The sequence below is a fragment of the Erwinia pyri genome (assembly GCF_030758455.1).
Taxonomy (GTDB): Bacteria; Pseudomonadota; Gammaproteobacteria; order Enterobacterales; family Enterobacteriaceae; genus Erwinia; species Erwinia pyri.
Map to the genome: position 1 here is coordinate 3,168,552 of NZ_CP132353.1, position 20,375 is coordinate 3,188,926.

Below are 20,375 nucleotides of genomic sequence, written 5' to 3' on the forward strand. Positions count from 1 at the left end.
AAACCATAAATCGCAGACAGCAAAAAGGCGCCTTTAGGGCGCCTTTCTACACTGGTGGGTCGTGCAGGATTCGAACCTGCGACCAATTGATTAAAAGTCAACTGCTCTACCAACTGAGCTAACGACCCGCTTTCGCGGTAACACTCTGCTTAATGCTTGCTGAAAGACGCTTTGGACAATCTGAACCTGCGGCTCAAATCTCTGACGCTTTACAACTACCACTTAGATAGTGGTGGGTCGTGCAGGATAACTCGGCTACGCCTCGGCCTTCGGCCCGTTGCAACCAGCAACGTTGTTTCGCTTTGCTCTACTCGAACCTGCTGCAGGTTCAAATCCTTCACGCCTGATACCGTATACTGCTTTCAAAGTGGTGGGTCGTGCAGGATTCGAACCTGCGACCAATTGATTAAAAGTCAACTGCTCTACCAACTGAGCTAACGACCCGCATCGAGCGGTTACTGCTGTACTGCTTTTAAAGTGGTGGGTCGTGCAGGATTCGAACCTGCGACCAATTGATTAAAAGTCAACTGCTCTACCAACTGAGCTAACGACCCACTTTTGCGCTGCGAAAACGTTTTAACATATGTCCCGGCAACGGCGGCATATATTACTGATTTACCGATTCAGCGCAACCACTATTTTCAGATAACCTGTTCAACTGACTACCTTTCGTCCGCAAAGACCACAAATACGACGATATCTGGTCAAAGCGTGGCACTTACAGCGCCGCCGCCCGTTTTGCAGCATTTTTCGCAGCATCGGTGTTTGGATAAAGTTTGGACACCTGCTGGTAAACGGCTTTGGCTTTCGCGGTATCGCCCTTCTCCTGCATGATCACCCCAACTTTATATAACGCGTCAGCGCTCTTAGGTGACTTCGGGTAGTTCTTGACCACGGTGGCGAAATAATACGCCGCGTCATCTTTCTTGCCTTTGTTGTAATTCAACTGTCCCAACCAGTAATTGGCGTTGGGCTGATAAGTGGAATCGGGGTATTTCTTCACAAAAGCCTGAAAAGCCGTGATGGCCTGCTCGTTCTGTTTCTTCTCCAGAACCAGCGCAACGGCTGCATTGTAATCCGTATTGGCATCACCGCTCTGTACAGGTGCCGCAGAAGCTCCTGACGCTGCGTTGTTACCCTCTGCGGCATTATCCGCAGTTGCCCCCGCAGAAGCCGCTGCAGCAGCACCAGAGGCGCCCTGAGCGGCGGCACCGCTACTCAACGTATCGATCTGCTGATAAAGATTTTTCTGCCGCTCAGTGACCTGATTCAGCTGATACTGATTTTCCTGAATTTGTCCGCGGAGAGAGTCGATATCGCGCTGTGTGTCGGAGAGCTGTTGCTGAAGTTGCTGAAGAAGTTGCCCCTGAGCATTAGAAATACGCTCAAGAGTCGTGACGCGGTCTTCGACCGAGCCTGAGCCAACGTTACTGATTGACGCCTGGGCATTAGCGGCCCAGGGGGCCGCTACGCCAACCAGTAACGACAGACTCAACAAGTGAAGTCTGAAGTTACTAATCATGTGATTCTCTTAGTATACCAGTACGGCACGACGGTTTTTAGCGTACGCTGATTCGTCATGACCCAGTACAGCTGGCTTCTCTTTACCGTAAGAAACGATAGAGATCTGGTCAGCAGAAACACCTTTGCCCTGCAGGTACATTTTAACAGCAGAAGCACGACGTTCGCCCAGGGCGATGTTGTATTCTGGTGTACCGCGCTCATCCGCATGACCTTCTACGGTCACTTTGTATGATGGGTTGTTACGCAGGAAAGTTGCGTGAGCATCCAGCATCTGAGCAAACTCAGACTGGATGTCATATTTGTCCAGGCCGAAGTAAACGATGTTGTTTTTCTGCAGTTCCTGCATCTGCAGGCGAGCCTGCTCGTCAGATGACATGTTACCGCTGTTCATGCCCATGCTGCCGTTTGCAGAGCCGTCGCCCATACCGCTAGTCTGGTCATTATTGTTATTTTTGTGTGAGCTACAAGCAGCCACTGCGATTACTGGCAGTGCCAGCATTAAGCCTTTCAGCACTTTGTTCAGTTGCATTTCTACAATCCTATTATTGTTTGCCATACATATTTACACATGCATCACAGATACGGCGACCAGGCAGGCGATTTTACCTGTCCATCAGTTGCCGGAAGACGCGCTTTGAACCGCCCATCAGTCGAAACCAACTGCAATATGGATCCCATCCCCTGAGTAGAGCTGTAGATTACCATGGTGCCGTTTGGCGCGAGGCTTGGCGTTTCATCCAGGAACGTGTCCGTTAATTGTTGAACGGCTCCCGTTTCCAGATCCTGTCTGGCGACGTGCTGAGCTCCGCCATTGGAGCTGATCATCACCATTGATTTACCGTCAGAGCTGACATCAGCATCCTGATTCTGAGAACCTTCCCAGGTCAGGCGTTGTGGCGTACCGCCAGCAGCACTGATTTTATAGATTTGTGGACGACCAGCCTGATCGGAGGTGTAGGCCAGGCTCTGGCTGTCCGGGAACCAGGTCGGTTCGGTACTGTTGTAACGGCCATCGGTCAGCTGACGGATTTGACCAGAACCCAGGTCCATCACGTAGAGATTCAGGCTGCCTGTTTTCGATAAAGCGAAGGCCAGCTTGGTCCCGTCCGGTGAGAATGAAGGCGCACCGTTGTGACGTGGGAAGGAAGCAACCTGCCTGATCGCGCCGTTTGCCAGCGTCTGAATAACCAGCGCCGATTTGCCGCTTTCAAAGGTCACATAAGCGAGCTTGCTGCCATCTTTAGACCAGGCCGGAGACATCAGCGGCTGTGGTGAACGGTGGATGGTATTCTGGTTGTAGCCATCATAGTCCGATACACGCAGTTCATATGGGAACTGGCCGCCGTTGGTCTGCACGACGTAGGCGATACGGGTGCGGAACGCGCCCTTAATGCCGGTCAGCTTCTCAAAGGCTTCGTCGCTGGCGGTATGACCCGCATAGCGCAACCACTGTTTGGTCACCTTGTACTGGTTCTGCGCCAGGATAGCACCCGGATTACCCGAGGTGTCTACCAGCTGGTAAGAAACCAGATAGCTGCCATCGGCACCAGGCTGAACCTGACCCACAACCACCGCGTCGATACCTAACGCGGTCCATGCAGCAGGCTGCACTTCAGCGGCAGTAGTCGGCTGCTGCGGCAGACGGGAGCGATCCAGCGGGTTAAATTTACCGCTGTTGCGCAGATCCGCCGCAACGATACCGCCGATATCTTCAGGTGCGGCACCCGGACCATTCCATTTAAACGGCACGACCCCGATAGGACGCGCGGTGTTGACGCCCTGCGTAATTTCAATACGGACTTCTGCATGCGCCACGGCGACAAACAGCAGTAAAAAACTTAGTGCTACACGAAATGCCTGCTTCATCTTTTCTCCCTTACCTGAACGCAATGTCCACGATAATTAGCAGTGTTCCAGCGAATCAATAGTGCATTTATAGAGTATGGCAAGTTGACCTTAGTTCAACCTGCCGGATGTTACCGAATTCTTAAGGCTTGAATCCCAGCGTGACATCTTTAACCGCCTGATAAACATCAGCGCTGGGCGGTTTCGGGATCCGCGCCAAACGGGCTGCGTTTATCGCTGCCTGACAGAGTGCCGGATCGCCCCCTGCCGGAACAGCAGAGATTAACAAGCCATCGGGTGCCAGTTTGATGCGAACATCACAGGTTCTGCCCTTGAAAGTATCCGAATCATAAAACTTGCTCTCAATCGCGCCCCGCACCTGCCCCAGGTAGCTGTCAATTGCCGCCCCGGAAGCACCCGCTTTTTTCTGATTCCCCTGCCCTGCTGCGGCGCCACCGGCTTTGCCCTGCTTAGGCGCATTTTTGCCCGAGCTGAGCCCACCCAGTAAATCGTCAACATCGCTGGTTTCTTTAGCAGCTTCTGCAGCGGCTTTTTTCCTGGCGTCGGCTGCGGCCTTCGCTTTGGCGGCGGCATCGGCTTTCGCTTTTGCTGCAGCATCTGCTTTGGCTTTCGCTGCTTCAGCCGCTTTCTCTTTCGCTTCCTTCGCTGCGGTCTCTTTCGCTTCCTCAGCGGCTTTCGCCTCTTCGGCAGCCTTGGCCTTCGCCTCTGCTGTGGCTTTCGCCTTCGCGTCTGCGGCAGCTTTTACCTTTGCCGCCTCGGCAGCAGCCTGCTTCGCTTCAGAGTCAGCCTGCTTTTTCGCTTCCGCAGCGACTTTTTTCGCCTCTGCTTCCGCTTTTTTCTGGGCATCCGCCGCGGCCTGTTTCGCTTCAGCTTCCGCTTTCTTCTGCGCTTCTGCCGCAGATTTCGCCTGAGCATCCGCCTCAGCTTTGGCATCGGCTTTCGCTTTGGCAGCCGCCGCTTCAGCCTGTTTCTGTTCCTGTTGAGCCTGCTTCGCCGCTTCCTGCGCTTTTTTCTGCTCGGCGGCCTGCTGCTTCGCATCCTGCTGCGCCTGCAGACGCTCTTTCTCTATCTCTTTCAGACGCTGCTGCTCGGCGGCCTGCTTCTGCTGAAGCTCTTCGGCCTGCTGCTGAGCCTGCTTTTTACGCTGCTGCTCGGCGCGTTTGCTGTCGCTCTGCTGGTTCTGCTGCCGATTGTATTGATCAACGATCGCGCCAGGATCGACCATGACGGCATCGATATCGCCACCGCCACCGCCGCTGCTGGCGTCGATGTGTTCGTCAAACGAGCTCCAGATCAGTAACCCAATCAAGATGATATGCAGGATCACTGAAAAGATGATGGCGCGTTTTAACTTATCGTCTTGCTCGGTTGCCTTCGACACTCTCGGTTCCCAAAAACGGTTCGAATGAATTAAATCGGCTGCGTCATTAATCCAACAGACTTAACGCCTGCCTGATGCAGCAAGTTCAGCGCCTTGATGATCTCATCGTAAGGCACCTCTTTAGCCCCGCCGATCAGGAACACGGTCTTCGGATTCGCCTGAATACGGCGCTGAGCTTCGGCCACTACCTGTTCAGGCGGCAGCTGCTCCATCCGGTCGTGATCGACCACCAGGCTGTACTGCCCAACGCCCACCACTTCTACAATCACAGGCGGATTATCGTCGCTGGAGACAGTTTTTGAATCTGTTGCATCCGGCAGATCTACTTCCACGCTCTGAGTGATGATCGGTGCGGTTGCCATAAAAATCAGCAGCAGCACCAGCAGCACGTCAAGCAGGGGAACGATGTTGATCTCGGACTTCATGTCACGGCGTCCGCCGCGACCACGCCTTCTGGCCATGCGTAACCTCAGCTCTTACTTGGTGTTCTCGCTGGAGAACGCCTGACGATGCAGAATAGCCGTGAACTCTTCCATAAAGTTATCGTAATTCTGTTCCAGCTTATTGACCCGCTGATTCAGGCGGTTGTAAGCCATAACGGCAGGGATCGCCGCGAAAAGACCGATTGCTGTGGCAATCAGCGCTTCCGCAATACCCGGCGCCACCATCTGCAGCGTGGCCTGCTTCACCGCGCCCAGCGCGATAAAGGCGTGCATGATGCCCCACACGGTGCCAAAGAGCCCGATATAGGGACTGATAGAGCCGACGGTGCCCAGGAAAGGAATATGGTTTTCCAACGCTTCCAGCTCACGGTTCATCGAGATGCGCATGGCGCGCGTTGCGCCCTCCACTACCGCTTCCGGCGCGTGGTTATTGGCGCGATGCAGGCGAGCGAACTCTTTAAAGCCCGCATAGAAAATTTGTTCAGAGCCTCCCAGCTCATCGCGGCGCGCCTGGCTTTCCTGATACAAACGCGACAGTTCGATCCCGGACCAGAACTTGTCTTCAAAGGCGTCAGCATCACGCCCGGCGGCATTCAGGATGCGCGAGCGTTGAATAATGATTGCCCATGAGGCGATAGAAAAACCAATCAAAATCAACATGATAAGTTTGACCAGAAGGCTCGCCTTCAGGAACAAATCAAGAATGTTCATGTCAGTCACTGCTTGAACTCCGCGACAATAGACTTGGGAAGCGCAATGGGCTTCATTAGATGTGGATTGATGCAGGCGATCAGCACTTCCGCTTCATTCAGCGTCCGTCCTTCTGCATTCACAATTCGTTGTGCGAAAGTCATCGTCGTTCTGGTCATGCTGAGCACCTCACACTGCACCTCAAGTAGATCGTCAAGGCGAGCAGCCGCAAGGTAATCGACCGTGATCCGACGCACGACAAACGCGACCTGCTGTTCCAGCAGAGCCTGTTGGTTGAAATGGTGCTGGCGCAGCATTTCAGTTCGTGCCCGTTCATAAAAAGCGACATAGCTGGCGTGGTAAACCACACCACCGGCATCGGTATCTTCGTAATAGACACGGACCGGCCATCGAAACAGCGTTGTACTCACTCTACATCCCGGTAATGCTTTTTAAACGTTGCTACTATACGCAAGAGCATACGCCTTTGGAATGGATTGCCAGAGGGGAAAGAAAATAATTATCTTTTGGAAACAAACCAGCGAGATTAAGGATAATTCTTAGACGTTTATTGACAAAAACCCACGCAAAAACAGGTTTCTGTTGGTATTAAAGCGCAGGCGGAGAAGGCCTCCACCTGCTGCGCGTCATAAAAAGAAGAAGAACAGCCCGGCAATAAGTACACACCAGGCCGGAAGCGGCGAGAAAAACGTTTGCCAGAGCAGGCGCCGGGGGCGAAAGCCCACACCGTGGATCACCCCGGTACAGACCGCCCACATCATCAGTAAACCCTGCCAGATCGCCAGCGAACTGCTGTTCGCAGCAAACCGTGTCGGATCCCAGAACATACATCCCGCCAGCAGTAGTGCCATCAGCAGGGAGAGAGCCCGCAACGGGCTCTTATCCATCCACTGGTAGAGGCGCCCCTCCCCCATTACGGTTTTCCTTCGTTCTCTTCGATATGTTCAAGGGCCAGCGCGGTGATCACGCCAAATGCACAGGCCAGTAACGTGCCGAGGATCCAGGCAAAATACCACATTGTTCAGCTCCTCAATTAATAGAGAGAATGGGTGTTGGTTTCAATCTGCTCTCTGGTCAGGCGACCGAACATCTTGTAGTAACACCAGGTTGTGTAAGCCAGAATAAGCGGCACAAAAACGATCGCCGCCACGGTCATGATTTTCAGCGTCAGCAGGCTGGAGGTGCTGTCCCACATCGTCAGGCTGGCGGCTGGCACCGTACTGGATGGCATAATAAACGGGAACATCGCCACGCCAGCGGTCAGGATCACGCAGGCCAGCGTCAGTGATGAGAAGAGAAACGCCCATGCCCCCTTTTCCAGCCGCGAACAGAGAATGGTCAGCAGAGGCAATACCACGCCCAGCGCCGGAATAGCCCACAGAACCGGATTCTGGTTGAAGTTAACCAGCCAGGCGCCCGCTTCGCGCGTTACCTCTTTGCCCAATGGGTTAGAGGCCGCATTATGATCCAGTACGGTATTCACAACGTAACCGTCAATACCGTTCACCACCCAGATACCCGCCAGCACGAAGCAGACCAGCATCACCAGTGCGGAGATCTGCGCCGCCGTGCGGGAACGGACATGAAGTTCGCCCACCGTACGCATCTGCAGATAAGTCGCGCCCTGCGTCAGGATCATGGTCAGGCTGACAATACCCGCCAGCAGCGCAAACGGATTCAGCAGCTGGAAGAAGTTACCGGTATAGAACAGGCGCAGATACTCATCCATATGGAACGGTACGCCCTGCAGCAGGTTGCCAAACGCCACGCCGATAACCAGCGGCGGCACAAAGCTGCCGATGAAGATCGCCCAGTCCCACGTCCCGCGCCAGCGCACATCTTCAATTTTTGAGCGGTAATCGAAGCCGATGGGGCGGAAGAAGAGTGAAGCCAGCACCAGGATCATCGCCACATAGAAGCCGGAGAAGGCGGCGGCATATACCGTAGGCCAAGCGGCAAACAGCGCGCCACCTGCGGTGATTAGCCAGACCTGGTTACCGTCCCAGTGCGGCGCAATACTGTTAATCATGATGCGGCGGTCGGTATCTGTCCGCCCCAGGATGCGGCTTAGCATCCCTACGCCCATATCAAAACCGTCCGCCACGGCAAAGCCGATTAGCAGCACGCCAATCAAAACCCACCAGACAAAACGCAACAGTTCATAAGTGATCATGAAAGGACTCCTCTCTGCACGTTATGGGCGGCAGATTGTTCATAGTGGTAACGGCCGGTTTTCAGGCTGCTTGGCCCCAGGCGCGCAAATTTGAACATCAGATACATCTCGGCGACCAGGAACAGCGTGTAGAGCCCGCAAATCAGAATCATCGAAAACAGCACATCGCCCGGCGTCAGCGTGGAGTTCGCCACCGCCGTCGGCAACACTTCCCCAATCGCCCAGGGCTGGCGACCGTACTCCGCGACAAACCAGCCCGATTCAATGGCAATCCACGGCAGAGGAATGCCATACAGGGCGCACTTGAGCAGGAAAGTACTTTTTCCGATGCGGTTACGGATAACGGTCCAGAAGGAGCAGCCGATAATCAGCAGCATCAGCACCCCGGCGCCCACCATGATGCGGAAGGAGAAATAGAGCGGCGCCACGCGTGGAATCGAGTCTCTGGTAGCCTGTTTGATCTGTGCTTCGCTGGCATCGGCAACGTTTGGCGTATAGCGCTTCAGCAGCAGCCCATAACCGAGATCTTTTTTCACCTCGTTGAATTCACTACGTAAGGCAGGATCTTGATTACCGGCACGCAGCTGCTCCAGCAGGCTGTACGCTTTCATCCCGTTACGGATACGCACTTCATGCTGGCCCATCAGCTCTTTCAGGCCTGTGACCTGCTTGTCCACCGATCGGGTGGCAATCAGCCCCAGCGCCCAGGGGATCTGGATCGCGTAGTTATTTTGCTGCGCTTCCTGGTCCGGAAGACCAAACAGCGTAAAGGCTGCCGGTGCCGGCTGGGTTTCCCATTCGGCTTCAATCGCTGCCAGCTTGGTTTTCTGTACGTCACCAATCTCATAACCGGACTCATCGCCCAGCACGATAACGGAGAGGATGGCCGCCATGCCGAAGCTGGCCGCAATGGCAAAAGAGCGTTTGGCAAACGCCATATCACGCCCGCGCAGCAGGTAGTAAGAGCTGATACCCAGGATAAACATCGCGCCGCAGGTATACCCCGCCGCCACGGTGTGGACGAACTTCACCTGAGCCACAGGGTTCAGCACCAGCTCAGAGAAGCTGACCATTTCCATGCGCATGGTTTCGAAGTTGAATTCCGAGGCGACCGGATTCTGCATCCAGCCATTGGCCACCAGGATCCAGAGCGCAGAGAGGTTAGATCCCAGCGCCACCAGCCAGGTTACCGCCATATGCTGCACCTTGCCCAGGCGATCCCAGCCAAAGAAGAACAGGCCAACGAAGGTCGACTCGAGGAAGAACGCCATCAGGCCTTCGATGGCGAGCGGCGCGCCAAAGATATCCCCGACGTAGTGTGAGTAATAAGACCAGTTTGTTCCGAACTGGAACTCCATGGTCAGCCCGGTGGCCACGCCCAGCGCGAAGTTAATTCCAAATAACTTGCCCCAGAATTTGGTCATATCCTTATAAATTTGCTTTCCTGAAAGCACATAGACCGTTTCCATGATCGCCAGTAAAAACGCCAGACCCAGCGTTAGCGGGACAAACAGGAAATGGTACATAGCCGTCAGAGCAAACTGCAGGCGCGACAGTTCGACAATATCCAACATTTTGACTCCTTGCTCCTCACTTGAGGGGGATGACACAGTAAGAGCGGCCCTGAGCCGGGAACGGGACTCTGTTTTTTTTATGAATGCTGTTCGCGGCAGCGCTAAATAAGCGACCAGTAAGATCGAATAAAGCGCTAATATTTAACAATTACGTTAAATAAGGTCGACAAGTGGAAATACTCAACACCCGCGTCTTATCATCCTGATAAAGAACACCTTATGTAGCTGCATCCTTTTTTTGCTACGCAGATCAAATTTGTTCAAAACAGGGGTGAGACGGCAGTATTGATGCAGCACAATTTAATCGAAAAACGCTTTTTATAGCCAGTGATAACAATTGATATATCTCGTAGTTTCTTGATCTGAATTAAAGCTTCGCAGGGTCGCAATATGCTAGAGGGGCTTATTTGTTAATGCGTTGTATTAATTTATGGCGGGAATGAAATATAAAAATAATATCAGATGTTGATTTTTAACCGACAAAAAAAAGGCCACCCGTCGGTGGCCAGTATGCTCTGTTGTCAGCAGCAGATTTACTGTGGCAGAACAGCCTTCACGGCCTCGCCAATATCAGCCAGGCTGCGAACGGTTTTCACGCCAGCCGCTTCCAGCGCCGCAAATTTGTCATCTGCCGTGCCTTTGCCGCCTGCGATGATAGCGCCTGCGTGACCCATACGCTTGCCTTTCGGCGCGGTCACACCGGCAATATAGCCTACTACCGGCTTGGTGACATGCTCTTTGATAAAGGCCGCAGCCTCTTCTTCCGCACTGCCACCGATCTCACCGATCATCACGATCGCTTCGGTCTGCGGATCGTCCTGGAACAGCTTCAGGATATCGATAAAGTTAGAACCCGGGATCGGGTCACCGCCAATACCTACGCAGGTAGACTGGCCGTAACCGATATCGGTAGTCTGCTTAACGGCTTCATAGGTCAGGGTACCGGAACGGGAAACGATACCGATACGGCCAGGCTGATGAATGTGGCCAGGCATGATGCCGATTTTGCACTCGCCTGGGGTAATCACACCCGGGCAGTTCGGACCAATCATACGTACGCCAGCTTCATCCAGCTTCACCTTCACGGTCAGCATATCCAGGGTCGGGATGCCTTCGGTGATGGTGATGATCAGTTTGATACCCGCTTCGATAGCTTCCAGAATGCCATCTTTGCAGAACGGTGCAGGAACGTAGATAACCGAAGCAGTAGCGCCGGTAGCTTCTACTGCTTCACGCACGGTATTGAACACTGGCAGACCCAGGTGCTCGGTGCCGCCTTTGCCCGGGGTTACACCGCCAACCAGCTGCGTACCATAGGCCAGCGCCTGCTCAGAGTGGAAAGTCCCCTGGCCACCGGTGAAGCCCTGGCAGATTACTTTGGTGTTCTTATCAATCAAAATGGACATTATTTCCCCTCCGCTGCAGCAACAACACGCTGCGCCGCGTCACTCAGACTGGTTGCTGCAATGATATTTAATCCGCTGTCGGCCAGTTTCTGGGCGCCCAGCTCGGCGTTGTTTCCTTCCAAACGCACCACAACCGGTACGTTAACACCCACTTCTGCTACCGCGCCGATGATGCCATCCGCAATCAGGTCGCAGCGTACGATGCCGCCGAAGATGTTCACAAATACCGCTTTCACCGCGTCGTCAGACAGGATGATTTTGAAAGCTTCGGTCACGCGCTCTTTGGTTGCGCCGCCGCCAACGTCCAGGAAGTTAGCTGGCTGGCCGCCGCTCAGCTTCACGATGTCCATGGTGCCCATCGCCAGACCTGCGCCGTTAACCATACAACCGATGTTGCCTTCCAGCGCCACGTAGTTGAGTTCCCACTGCGCAGCATGCGCTTCACGGGAGTCTTCCTGGCTTGGATCGCGCATTTCACGCAGCTCTGGCTGGCGGAACAGGGCATTGCCATCGGCACCCAGTTTGCCATCCAGGCAGATCAGATCGCCCTGAGTCGTGATCACCAGCGGGTTGATCTCGACCAGCGCCAGATCGCGCTCCAGGAACAGATTCGCCAGACCCATAAAGATCTTGGTGAACTGGCCAACCTGCTTACCGGTCAGACCCAGTTTGAACGCCAGCTCACGGCCCTGATAAGGCTGAGGACCGGTCAGCGGATCCAGCGCCATTTTGTGGATCAGATGCGGGGTCTCTTCCGCAACTTTTTCAATTTCCACGCCGCCTTCAGTTGAAGCCATGAAGACAACGCGACGGGATGCGCGGTCAACCACAGCACCCAGGTAGAGTTCTTTATCGATATCGGTCGCAGCTTCAACCAGAATCTGGTTGACCGGCTGGCCGTGCGCATCAGTCTGATAGGTGGTCAGGCGTTTGCCCAGCCAGTGTTCGGCGAAAGCACGGATCTCTTCCTTGCTCTTCACCACTTTCACACCGCCCGCTTTGCCGCGGCCTCCGGCATGAACCTGACATTTCACTACCCACGGACCGGCGCCAATCTTCGAGGCGGCTTCTTCAGCTTCACGTGGTGTGGTGCAGGCATAACCGGTGGGTGCCGGTAAACCATACCGTGCAAACAGCTGTTTTGCCTGATATTCGTGTAAGTTCATGATGTTCTATCCATTCAGGTCGGAAAAATCCTGGCCGAATCTGGCAGCTGCCAGCGTGTCGGCCATACAGTAGGTTGGGTGCAGCCGGAGCCGCACCCGACAGGAATTAAACGTCCAGCAACAGCCTTGACGGATCTTCCAGCAGATCTTTAATCGCCACCAGATAGCTGACGGACTCTTTTCCATCGATCAGACGGTGATCGTAAGAGAGGGCCAGATACATCATCGGCTGAATAACCACCTGACCATTAACCGCCATTGGGCGGTCTTTGATCGCATGCATCCCGAGGATCGCGCTCTGCGGCGGGTTGATGATCGGGGTGGACATCAGCGATCCGAACACGCCGCCGTTGGTAATGGTGAAGTTACCGCCGGTCAGTTCATCAACGGTGAGTTTGCCATCACGGCCTTTGACCGCCAGCTCTTTGATTTTCTTCTCAATGTCCGCCATGCCCAGCGCATCAATATCTTTCAGAACCGGGGTCACCAGGCCACGCGGCGTGGAAACAGCGATGCTGACATCAAAGTAATTGTGGTAAACCACATCTTCACCGTCGATAGAAGCATTCACTTCCGGGAAGCGTTTCAGCGCCTCAACGACCGCTTTCAGGTAGAAGGACATGAAGCCCAGACGCACGCCATGACGTTTCTCGAACGCTTCGCCGTACTGCTTACGCAGGTTCATGATCGGCTGCATGTTGACTTCGTTAAACGTGGTAAGCATAGCGGTGCTGTTTTTCGCTTCCAACAGACGCTCGGCAATGCGCTTACGCAGGCGGGTCATTGGCACACGCTTCTCGCTGCGACCAGCCAGGGCTGGTGCAGCAGCAGCCGGAGCTGCCGCAGGAGCTTTAGCGTCGGCGGCTTTCGCTTCTGGTTTCTGTGCCAGATGCTTCTCCACATCTTCACGGGTCAGACGACCACCCACACCGGTGCCTTTAATGGAGGCCGGATCCAGACCGTGTTCAGCGATCAGACGGCGAATAGCCGGGCTGAGGGCATCATTGCTCTCTTCCTCAAGGGAAGCGCTCTGACGCTGTGCCGGGGTGGAGTCGTTGGTTTCCGCTTTAGCAGAACTCTCTTTACCGCCGCTGTTGCCCTCTTTCAGGCGACCCAGCGCCTGACGGGAAGTCACCGTGGCGCCTTCATCTTCCAGAATCGCTTCCAGCACGCCATCGGCTGACGCAGGCACTTCCAGTATCACTTTATCGGTTTCGATCTCGACCAGCACTTCATCACGCTGGACGGTATCACCCGCTTTTTTATGCCAGGTGGCCACAGTGGCATCGGCTACGGATTCAGGCAGGTCGGGAACGAGAATATCTACGCTACTCATTATTGATCCTTTAATTAATTAACGTTCAGCGCGTCATTTACCAGGTCTTGCTGCTGCTGCTGGTGAACGGACATATAGCCAACTGCCGGCGAAGCGGAGGCGGGACGGCCGGCGTAACGTAATGAAGCTCCGAAAGGCACCACTTCACGGAAATGGTGCTGACTGCAGTACCATGCGCCCTGGTTAAGCGGCTCTTCCTGGCACCAGACAAAATCATGCACATGCGAATACTGCTGTAATTTATCCTGTACCGCTTTGTGCGGGAACGGATACAGCTGTTCGATACGCACAATCGCGACATCGGTTTGCTCGTTTTTGCGGCGTTTTTCCAGCAGGTCGTAATAGACTTTGCCGGAGCAAAGCACAACGCGCTTCACGCCTTTCGGGTCGAGATCGTCGATCTCACCAATAGCTGGCTGGAAGCCGCCGTTAGCCAGCTCTTCCAGCGAAGAGATTGCCAGCGGATGACGCAGCAGCGATTTCGGTGACATCACCACCAGCGGACGGCGCATACCGCGCAGCGCCTGACGGCGAAGCATGTGGTAAACCTGAGCCGGCGTGGAGGGGACGCAAACCTGCATGTTCTGCTCGGCGCAAAGCTGCAGATAACGTTCCAGACGCGCGGAGGAGTGCTCCGGTCCCTGCCCTTCATAGCCGTGAGGCAGCAGCATCACCAGGCCACACATACGGCCCCATTTCTGCTCGCCAGAGCTGATGAACTGATCGATAACCACCTGCGCGCCGTTGGCGAAATCACCAAACTGCGCTTCCCAGATAGTCAGGGTGCGCGGCTCTGCAGTGGCATAACCATATTCAAAGGCCAGCACAGCCTCTTCAGAGAGCACGGAATCCCAGACCTTGAAGGTGCCCTGTCCATTATGGACATGCATCAGCGGGGTGTAGGTAGAGCCGTTAGCCTGGTTATGGATCACTGCGTGACGGTGGAAGAAGGTTCCGCGGCCCATATCTTCACCGGAGAGACGACATGGAATGCCCTCATCAACCAGCGTGGCGTAAGCGAGATTCTCCGCTGCGCCCCAGTCGAAGGGTTTGTTACCCGCCGCCATTTCGGCACGATCGTTGTAGATTTTCGCCACGCGAGACTGCATTTCGATCTCTGCAGGCACCGTACTGATACGTTTAGCCAGCTCCTGCAACCGCTTCAGGTCGAGCGTTGAAGGGTAGCTTTCGTCCCAGTCATGATTCAGGTAAGGCGACCAGGTAAAGGAGTGCAGGCTCATCGGACGCCATTCCGGCACCACGCATTCGCCCGCATCCAGCGCGTCACGATACAGATTGACCATTTCCGTGGCATCTTCCAGGCTGGTAATCTGCTCTCTTTCCAGACGGTCGGCATAGAGCTTACGCGGCGATGGGTGTTTTTTGATCTTCTGGTACATCACTGGCTGAGTCGCACTTGGCTCATCCGCTTCGTTATGGCCATGACGGCGATAACAGACCAGGTCAATAAAGACGTCGCGTTTAAAGGTGTTACGGAAATCCAACGCCAGGCGCGTAACAAAAGCTACCGCTTCCGGATCGTCAGCATTCACGTGGAAAATAGGCGCCAGCACCATTTTACCGATATCGGTACAGTACTGCGTTGAGCGGGCGTCTTTAGGATTGGAGGTGGTGAAACCAACCTGGTTGTTGATCACAATGCGAACGGTGCCACCCACCTGGTAACCGCGGGCCTGCGACATGTTCAGCGTTTCCTGAACCACGCCCTGACCGGTCACGGCGGCATCACCGTGGATAGTAATCGGCAGAACTTTATTGCTGACCGGTTCATCCAGACGATCCAGACGCGCGCGCACGGAGCCCATCACTACCGGACTGACAATCTCAAGGTGTGACGGGTTAAACGCCAGCGCCAGGTGCACCATGCCGCCTTCGGTTTCCACGTCAGAAGAGAAGCCCATATGGTACTTCACGTCGCCCGTGCCGAGGTGCTCTTTATGCTTGCCGGCGAATTCGTCGAACAGATCCTGCGGCTTTTTGCCCAGAACGTTAATCAACACGTTCAGGCGGCCACGGTGAGCCATGCCCAGAACCACTTCACGCGTTCCGCTTTTGCCCGCATGACGGATCATTTCGTTCAGCATCGGCACCAGCGCATCGCCACCTTCCAGCGAGAAACGCTTGGCACCCGGGAATTTCGCACCCAGATAGCGTTCCAGCCCTTCGGCTGCGGTCAGCTGCTTCAGGAAGCCTTTTTTCTCTTCGGTGGAGAAAGAAGCCTGCCCCGCCACTGATTCAATACGCTGCTGGATCCAGCGTTTCTCTTCAGTGTTGGTGATGTGCATGTACTCAGCACCAATCGAGCCACAGTAGGTCTGCTTCAGCAAGGCATAGAGATCTGCCAGCTTCATGGTGTCCTTGCCGAAAGCAAAGGAGCCCACGTTGAAGGTTTCCTGGAAATCTGCTTCGGTGAGATCGTGGAAGGCAGGATCGAGATCCGGCACCGATTCCTGCTGCCACAGGCCCAACGGATCGAGGTTAGCCAGCTGATGCCCGCGGAAACGGAAGGCGTTGATCAGCTGAAGCACCTTAACCTGTTTGGCATTGGTATCGGGATCGCTTACGGATGAGGCGTAGCGAGTGGCATCTTTCGCCAGACGGCGGAAGTACTCGCGGGTGCTCGAGTGGAATTGTTCAGGTCTAACCCCAGCACCTGGAAGCTGCTGAAACAGCGATTTCCAGGCAACGTCAACAGAGTCAGGATCGGTTAGAAAGTCCTCATAGAGCTGCTCTATGTAGGTCTGGTTCGCGCCGGCCAGCCAGGAGGAGTCTAGCCAGGGTTTCATCGCGCTGTTCTGCATTGTGATCCCTTAAGCATTGTGTGCTTTATTTCGCCGTGATTATTTAATGGAACATCTCTGCTCCGCGCCGCGTAAGCGGCTTCCCTCGGCCAGGTTCCGCAAAAAGATGCGGGACGCAGCCTGAAAGTTCATCGATACGAGCGCTGTGCGCGACTGCTGGCGCCCGGGCCCGTAAGGGAACCTTGCCAAACCAACCTGAAGATAAGCTTGGCAGGGTTTCCTGGTTAGGTTACCGGGAACCTGATGGTTCCCGGAAGAGAAGCCGTCAGGCGCCTCTCTGCAGCAGCATCGACTTAATGTGGCCGATAGCTCGTGTGGGGTTTAACCCTTTAGGACATACGCTCACACAGTTCATAATGCTGTGACACCGGAATACGCTGAAAGCATCGTCCAGATTATCCAGACGCTCATTCGTCTGGTTATCACGGCTGTCAATCAGGAAACGGTAAGCCGCCAGCAGCCCAGCCGGTCCGATAAACTTCTCCGGATTCCACCAGAAAGAAGGACAGGAGGTTGAGCAACATGCGCAGAGAATACATTCATACAGGCCGTCCAGTTTTTCACGCTGTTCCGGCGTCTGTAAATGCTCGCGAGCGGGCGGATTTTCCCCATTATTCAACAGGTAAGGCTTAATCTTCTCATACTGAGTGTAGAATTGCCCCATGTCCACAACCAAATCGCGGATCACCGGCAGGCCAGGTAACGGGCGAATCACAATTTTTTTACTGCCGCCACCAAGCGCGGAAACAGGCGTGATACAGGCCAGCCCATTTTTACCGTTCATGTTGATGCCGTCGGAGCCGCAAACGCCTTCACGACAGGAGCGACGGAACCCCAGCGTAGGGTCCTTCTCCTTGAGGCGAATAAGGGCATCCAGCACCATCATGTCGCGGCCCTCTTCCGACTCCAGGCTGTACTCCTGCATGCGAGGGGCGTCATCCACATCCGGGTTATAACGATAAATAGAAAATTCGAGTCTCATCGCTTATCTCCGCAAACTAGTAAGTACGTGCTTTCGGCGGGAATGCCGCGCGCAGTTTCGGCTGCATGTTCACCTCACGGCGGGTCATGCTTTCGCTCTGCGGCAGGTAGACGCTGTGGCACAGCCAGTTTGCATCATCACGTTCCGGGTAATCGAAGCGGCTGTGTGCGCCACGGCTTTCAGTACGGAAGTTTGCTGCAACGGCAGTGGCGTAGGCCGTTTCCATCAGGTTATCCAGCTCCAGGCACTCTATACGCTGAGTGTTGAAGTCGCTTGAACGATCGTCCAGACGGGCGCTTTTCAGGCGCTCGCGCAGCACTTTCAGCTCTTCCAGACCTTTCGCCATCGCATCGCCTTCACGGAACACCGAGAAGTTGTTTTGCATGCAGGTCTGCAGGGCTTTACGCAGCTCAGCAGGATCTTCACCGGTGGTGTTATTGTTCCAGCGGTTCATGCGCGCCAGCGAAGCCTCGATATCTTCCTCGGTTGCATCCGCCAGCTCGCCCTGCTCTTTAATGGACTCCTGCAGATGCAGACCCGCAGCACGACCAAACACCACCAGATCCAGCAGCGAGTTGCCACCAAGGCGGTTAGAGCCATGTACGGATACGCAGGCGATTTCGCCTACGGCAAACAGACCCGGCACAACAACGTCTTCACCCTGCTCGTTCACCATCAGCGCCTGACCGGTGACTTTAGTCGGGATACCGCCCATCATGTAATGACAGGTAGGGATAACCGGGATCGGCTCTTTTACCGGATCGACGTGAGCAAAGGTACGTGACAGCTCAAGGATACCCGGCAGACGCGCTTCCAGCACTTCATGGCCCAGGTGGTCCAGCTTGAGTTTGATATGGGGACCCCACGGCCCTTCGCAGCCGCGACCTTCACGGATCTCAATCATCATCGAACGCGCTACCACGTCACGACCCGCCAGGTCTTTGGCGTTTGGCGCATAACGCTCCATAAAGCGCTCGCCGTGTTTATTCAGCAGATAACCACCCTCACCACGACACCCTTCGGTGACCAGCACGCCCGCACCGGCGATACCGGTTGGGTGGAACTGCCACATTTCCATATCCTGCACCGGCACGCCGGCACGCAGCGCCATGCCTACGCCGTCACCGGTATTGATGTGGGCATTGGTAGTGGACTGATAAATACGTCCTGCACCACCAGTCGCCAGTACCGTTGCGCGGGCTTTAAAATAGACCACTTCGCCATCTTCAATATTGAGCGCGGTACAGCCCACAATGGCGCCGTCAGCATTTTTCACCAGATCCAACGCATACCACTCGGAGAAGATAGTAGTTTTGTTTTTCAGGTTCTGCTGATAGAGGGTGTGCAACAGGGCGTGGCCGGTACGGTCAGCCGCAGCCGCAGTTCGGGCTGCCTGCTCACCGCCGAAGTTTTTTGACTGGCCGCCAAACGGGCGCTGATAGATGCGACCATCGTCCAGACGGGAGAAAGGCAGTCCCATGTGCTCCAGCTCCAGAATCGCTTCCGGACCGGTTTTACACATATATTCAATGGCGTCCTGGTCACCGATATAATCGGAGCCTTTCACCGTGTCGTACATATGCCATTCCCAGTTGTCTTCATGGGTATTACCCAGCGCAACGGTGATACCGCCCTGCGCAGAAACAGTATGGGAACGGGTAGGGAAAACTTTTGACAACAGGGCACAGCTCTGGCCCGATTGGGAAATTTGCAGCGCGGCACGCATGCCTGCACCACCAGCGCCGATGACTACGGCGTCAAACTCTCTGACTGGCAAATTCATTACGCACCCCACACTACGACAGTTCCATAAATTGCATAGACCAACACCACTACGATCACCAGCAGCTGCAGCACCAGGCGCATCGCAACTGATTTCACATAGTCCGTCAGTACCTGCCACATCCCAACCCAGCCATGCACCAGAATGCAGAGCAGCGTCAGGAGGGTGAACACTTTCGTAAAGGAGGAGGCGAAGAAGCCGTGCCAGGTGTCATAAGTCAGCGTGTCTGACATCACAACGAAACCAAGGATATAGAGCACGTAGAACGTCATGATAATTGCCGATGCGCGCAGCAGCAGCCAGTCATGGACGCCGTTGCGACCCAGTGCAGAAGCGTTGCTTACCATACGAGGACTCCAGCCAGAATTGAAAGCACGACAGTGATACCAAAACAGATTTGCGCAGAGCGCGTTCCGATCTGCAGCGTTTCACCCAGATAGCCGAAATCCATTAACATATGGCGTACGCCACCGACGATGTGATACGCCAGCGCGGTTAAAATGCCCCACATAATGAATTTGACAATAAAACTGTCCATAACGGCAGCGGCTTGCAGGAAGCCTTCGGGTGAAGAGAGTGACAGGCCCAGTAACCAGAGCAATATGCCAACGGCCACAAAAGTGATCACGCCGGATATGCGATAGAGAATAGACGCTATTGCAGTAACGGGAAACCGGATCGTGGAGAGATCCAAGTTGACAGGTCTTTGTTTTTTCACGGTTTTGCCCACACAGCCTTTCTTATTTTGCTTCCTCCGGTCCTGAAGGTGAAAGCCGATCACTGGCGTGGTCAGACTCAGCACAGGCACCAAAACAGCAACATCCAGTGTTAATTGAAGCGCTAAAACGCTGGGTGGCTCCTGGTGTCAGGGTATTCCGGAGACCTGGCGGAAGTATAGGGGGTTCACAAACTCATTACAATTCCCCTACAAACTTCTTGGGCATATTTAGGTGGAACAGTGATCGCACTCACATTTTTCACAATTTATACAAATTTAATTATCTGATTTGACAAAACTTCAACATTCCTGTTACAAACGGACGATTAAAAGTTCTATGATGCGTAAAAGTTATGGGGATACACTTTCCCCTAAGCACAAGTTATGTAACATTGAAGATATAGTCACATAAAGTATCAGGTAACGGTTACCAACAAGTTACGACCAGACCGGATCTTTAACAACCGCGAAACGCAGTAGTGTTGTGCCC

The 20,375-nt window shown here is 54.4% G+C and carries 19 protein-coding genes, 3 tRNA genes and 1 other RNA gene; all 23 read right to left on the bottom strand.

Annotated elements, in window-relative coordinates; genetic code table 11:
• Positions 1-52: 52 nt before the first annotated feature.
• Positions 53-128, bottom strand: a tRNA-Lys gene (locus tag Q3V30_RS14920).
• A 102-nt stretch (positions 129-230) separates the two neighbouring features.
• Positions 231-355: non-coding RNA, RtT sRNA (locus tag Q3V30_RS14925), on the bottom strand.
• A gap of 13 nt (positions 356-368) precedes the next feature.
• Positions 369-444 (bottom strand) — tRNA-Lys (locus Q3V30_RS14930).
• A 34-nt stretch (positions 445-478) separates the two neighbouring features.
• Positions 479-554: transfer RNA gene (locus Q3V30_RS14935), tRNA-Lys, on the bottom strand.
• Positions 555-718: 164 nt separating this feature from the next.
• On the bottom strand, positions 719-1,522 hold the full coding sequence (cpoB, locus tag Q3V30_RS14940; protein ID WP_306206907.1) for a cell division protein CpoB: 804 nt from the start codon (positions 1,520-1,522) through the stop codon (positions 719-721).
• 9 nt (positions 1,523-1,531) lie between these two features.
• Positions 1,532-2,053 carry a peptidoglycan-associated lipoprotein Pal gene (pal, locus tag Q3V30_RS14945; RefSeq protein ID WP_306206909.1) on the bottom strand — a complete coding sequence of 174 codons (522 nt, stop codon included), beginning with the start codon at positions 2,051-2,053 and terminating at the stop codon, positions 1,532-1,534.
• Between the two features lie 44 nt (positions 2,054-2,097).
• On the bottom strand, positions 2,098-3,390 hold the full coding sequence (gene tolB / locus Q3V30_RS14950; protein ID WP_306206911.1) for a Tol-Pal system beta propeller repeat protein TolB: 1,293 nt from the start codon (positions 3,388-3,390) through the stop codon (positions 2,098-2,100).
• A 121-nt stretch (positions 3,391-3,511) separates the two neighbouring features.
• Entirely contained in the window at positions 3,512-4,771 is a 1,260-nt protein-coding gene (gene tolA / locus Q3V30_RS14955; RefSeq protein ID WP_306206913.1) for a cell envelope integrity protein TolA, read from the bottom strand.
• 29 nt (positions 4,772-4,800) lie between these two features.
• Positions 4,801-5,232: a colicin uptake protein TolR gene (tolR, locus tag Q3V30_RS14960; RefSeq protein ID WP_306206915.1), complete on the bottom strand. Its 432-nt coding sequence runs from the start codon at positions 5,230-5,232 to the stop codon at positions 4,801-4,803.
• Positions 5,233-5,247: 15 nt separating this feature from the next.
• Positions 5,248-5,925, bottom strand: coding sequence for a Tol-Pal system protein TolQ (gene tolQ, locus Q3V30_RS14965; protein ID WP_306206917.1), 678 nt, complete (start codon positions 5,923-5,925; stop codon positions 5,248-5,250).
• A gap of 5 nt (positions 5,926-5,930) precedes the next feature.
• Complete coding sequence (gene ybgC, locus Q3V30_RS14970; protein ID WP_306206918.1) at positions 5,931-6,335, bottom strand: tol-pal system-associated acyl-CoA thioesterase; 405 nt, start codon at positions 6,333-6,335, stop codon at positions 5,931-5,933.
• A 216-nt stretch (positions 6,336-6,551) separates the two neighbouring features.
• Positions 6,552-6,839 carry a cyd operon protein YbgE gene (ybgE, locus tag Q3V30_RS14975; RefSeq protein ID WP_306206920.1) on the bottom strand — a complete coding sequence of 96 codons (288 nt, stop codon included), beginning with the start codon at positions 6,837-6,839 and terminating at the stop codon, positions 6,552-6,554.
• Entirely contained in the window at positions 6,839-6,943 is a 105-nt protein-coding gene (gene cydX / locus Q3V30_RS14980; protein ID WP_306206922.1) for a cytochrome bd-I oxidase subunit CydX, read from the bottom strand. Before cydX ends, ybgE begins: the two co-directional genes overlap by 1 nt.
• Before the next feature lie 15 nt (positions 6,944-6,958).
• A complete protein-coding gene (cydB, locus tag Q3V30_RS14985) occupies positions 6,959-8,098 on the bottom strand; it encodes a cytochrome d ubiquinol oxidase subunit II (RefSeq protein ID WP_306206925.1) in 1,140 nt (379 codons plus the stop codon).
• The gene (gene cydA / locus Q3V30_RS14990) at positions 8,095-9,672 is read right to left on the bottom strand and encodes a cytochrome ubiquinol oxidase subunit I (protein ID WP_306206927.1); all 1,578 of its coding nucleotides are present in this window, start codon (positions 9,670-9,672) and stop codon (positions 8,095-8,097) included. The genes cydB and cydA overlap by 4 nt, the downstream gene beginning before the upstream one ends.
• Before the next feature lie 533 nt (positions 9,673-10,205).
• Complete coding sequence (gene sucD, locus Q3V30_RS14995) at positions 10,206-11,078, bottom strand: succinate--CoA ligase subunit alpha (RefSeq protein ID WP_306206929.1); 873 nt, start codon at positions 11,076-11,078, stop codon at positions 10,206-10,208.
• On the bottom strand, positions 11,078-12,244 hold the full coding sequence (sucC, locus tag Q3V30_RS15000) for an ADP-forming succinate--CoA ligase subunit beta (protein WP_306206930.1): 1,167 nt from the start codon (positions 12,242-12,244) through the stop codon (positions 11,078-11,080). Before sucC ends, sucD begins: the two co-directional genes overlap by 1 nt.
• A 106-nt stretch (positions 12,245-12,350) precedes the next feature.
• Positions 12,351-13,580 carry a 2-oxoglutarate dehydrogenase complex dihydrolipoyllysine-residue succinyltransferase gene (gene odhB, locus Q3V30_RS15005; RefSeq protein ID WP_306206932.1) on the bottom strand — a complete coding sequence of 410 codons (1,230 nt, stop codon included), beginning with the start codon at positions 13,578-13,580 and terminating at the stop codon, positions 12,351-12,353.
• Positions 13,581-13,594: 14 nt separating this feature from the next.
• Positions 13,595-16,402 carry a 2-oxoglutarate dehydrogenase E1 component gene (gene sucA / locus Q3V30_RS15010; protein WP_306206934.1) on the bottom strand — a complete coding sequence of 936 codons (2,808 nt, stop codon included), beginning with the start codon at positions 16,400-16,402 and terminating at the stop codon, positions 13,595-13,597.
• A 265-nt stretch (positions 16,403-16,667) separates the two neighbouring features.
• The gene (locus Q3V30_RS15015) at positions 16,668-17,384 is read right to left on the bottom strand and encodes a succinate dehydrogenase iron-sulfur subunit (RefSeq protein WP_306206936.1); all 717 of its coding nucleotides are present in this window, start codon (positions 17,382-17,384) and stop codon (positions 16,668-16,670) included.
• A gap of 16 nt (positions 17,385-17,400) precedes the next feature.
• Positions 17,401-19,167, bottom strand: a complete 1,767-nt coding sequence (gene sdhA / locus Q3V30_RS15020; RefSeq protein WP_306206938.1) for a succinate dehydrogenase flavoprotein subunit — start codon at positions 19,165-19,167, stop codon at positions 17,401-17,403.
• A complete protein-coding gene (sdhD, locus tag Q3V30_RS15025) occupies positions 19,167-19,514 on the bottom strand; it encodes a succinate dehydrogenase membrane anchor subunit (protein WP_306206940.1) in 348 nt (115 codons plus the stop codon). Before sdhD ends, sdhA begins: the two co-directional genes overlap by 1 nt.
• A complete protein-coding gene (sdhC, locus tag Q3V30_RS15030) occupies positions 19,508-19,897 on the bottom strand; it encodes a succinate dehydrogenase cytochrome b556 subunit (RefSeq protein WP_306213222.1) in 390 nt (129 codons plus the stop codon). The genes sdhD and sdhC overlap by 7 nt, the downstream gene beginning before the upstream one ends.
• Between the last annotated feature and the right edge of the window lie 478 nt (positions 19,898-20,375).

What these genes read in the sequence shown, in the direction of transcription:
- cpoB (WP_306206907.1), bottom strand. Translation starts at nt 1,522, where the DNA reads ATGATTAGTAACTTCAGACTTCACTTGTTGAGTCTGTCGTTACTGGTT.
- pal (WP_306206909.1), bottom strand. Translation starts at nt 2,053, where the DNA reads ATGCAACTGAACAAAGTGCTGAAAGGCTTAATGCTGGCACTGCCAGTA.
- tolB (WP_306206911.1), bottom strand. Translation starts at nt 3,390, where the DNA reads ATGAAGCAGGCATTTCGTGTAGCACTAAGTTTTTTACTGCTGTTTGTC.
- tolR (WP_306206915.1), bottom strand. Translation starts at nt 5,232, where the DNA reads ATGGCCAGAAGGCGTGGTCGCGGCGGACGCCGTGACATGAAGTCCGAG.
- tolQ (WP_306206917.1), bottom strand. Translation starts at nt 5,925, where the DNA reads ATGAACATTCTTGATTTGTTCCTGAAGGCGAGCCTTCTGGTCAAACTT.
- ybgE (WP_306206920.1), bottom strand. Translation starts at nt 6,839, where the DNA reads ATGGGGGAGGGGCGCCTCTACCAGTGGATGGATAAGAGCCCGTTGCGG.
- cydX (WP_306206922.1), bottom strand. Translation starts at nt 6,943, where the DNA reads ATGTGGTATTTTGCCTGGATCCTCGGCACGTTACTGGCCTGTGCATTT.
- cydB (WP_306206925.1), bottom strand. Translation starts at nt 8,098, where the DNA reads ATGATCACTTATGAACTGTTGCGTTTTGTCTGGTGGGTTTTGATTGGC.
- cydA (WP_306206927.1), bottom strand. Translation starts at nt 9,672, where the DNA reads ATGTTGGATATTGTCGAACTGTCGCGCCTGCAGTTTGCTCTGACGGCT.
- sucD (WP_306206929.1), bottom strand. Translation starts at nt 11,078, where the DNA reads ATGTCCATTTTGATTGATAAGAACACCAAAGTAATCTGCCAGGGCTTC.
- sucC (WP_306206930.1), bottom strand. Translation starts at nt 12,244, where the DNA reads ATGAACTTACACGAATATCAGGCAAAACAGCTGTTTGCACGGTATGGT.
- odhB (WP_306206932.1), bottom strand. Translation starts at nt 13,580, where the DNA reads ATGAGTAGCGTAGATATTCTCGTTCCCGACCTGCCTGAATCCGTAGCC.
- sucA (WP_306206934.1), bottom strand. Translation starts at nt 16,402, where the DNA reads ATGCAGAACAGCGCGATGAAACCCTGGCTAGACTCCTCCTGGCTGGCC.
- Q3V30_RS15015 (WP_306206936.1), bottom strand. Translation starts at nt 17,384, where the DNA reads ATGAGACTCGAATTTTCTATTTATCGTTATAACCCGGATGTGGATGAC.
- sdhA (WP_306206938.1), bottom strand. Translation starts at nt 19,167, where the DNA reads ATGAATTTGCCAGTCAGAGAGTTTGACGCCGTAGTCATCGGCGCTGGT.
- sdhD (WP_306206940.1), bottom strand. Translation starts at nt 19,514, where the DNA reads ATGGTAAGCAACGCTTCTGCACTGGGTCGCAACGGCGTCCATGACTGG.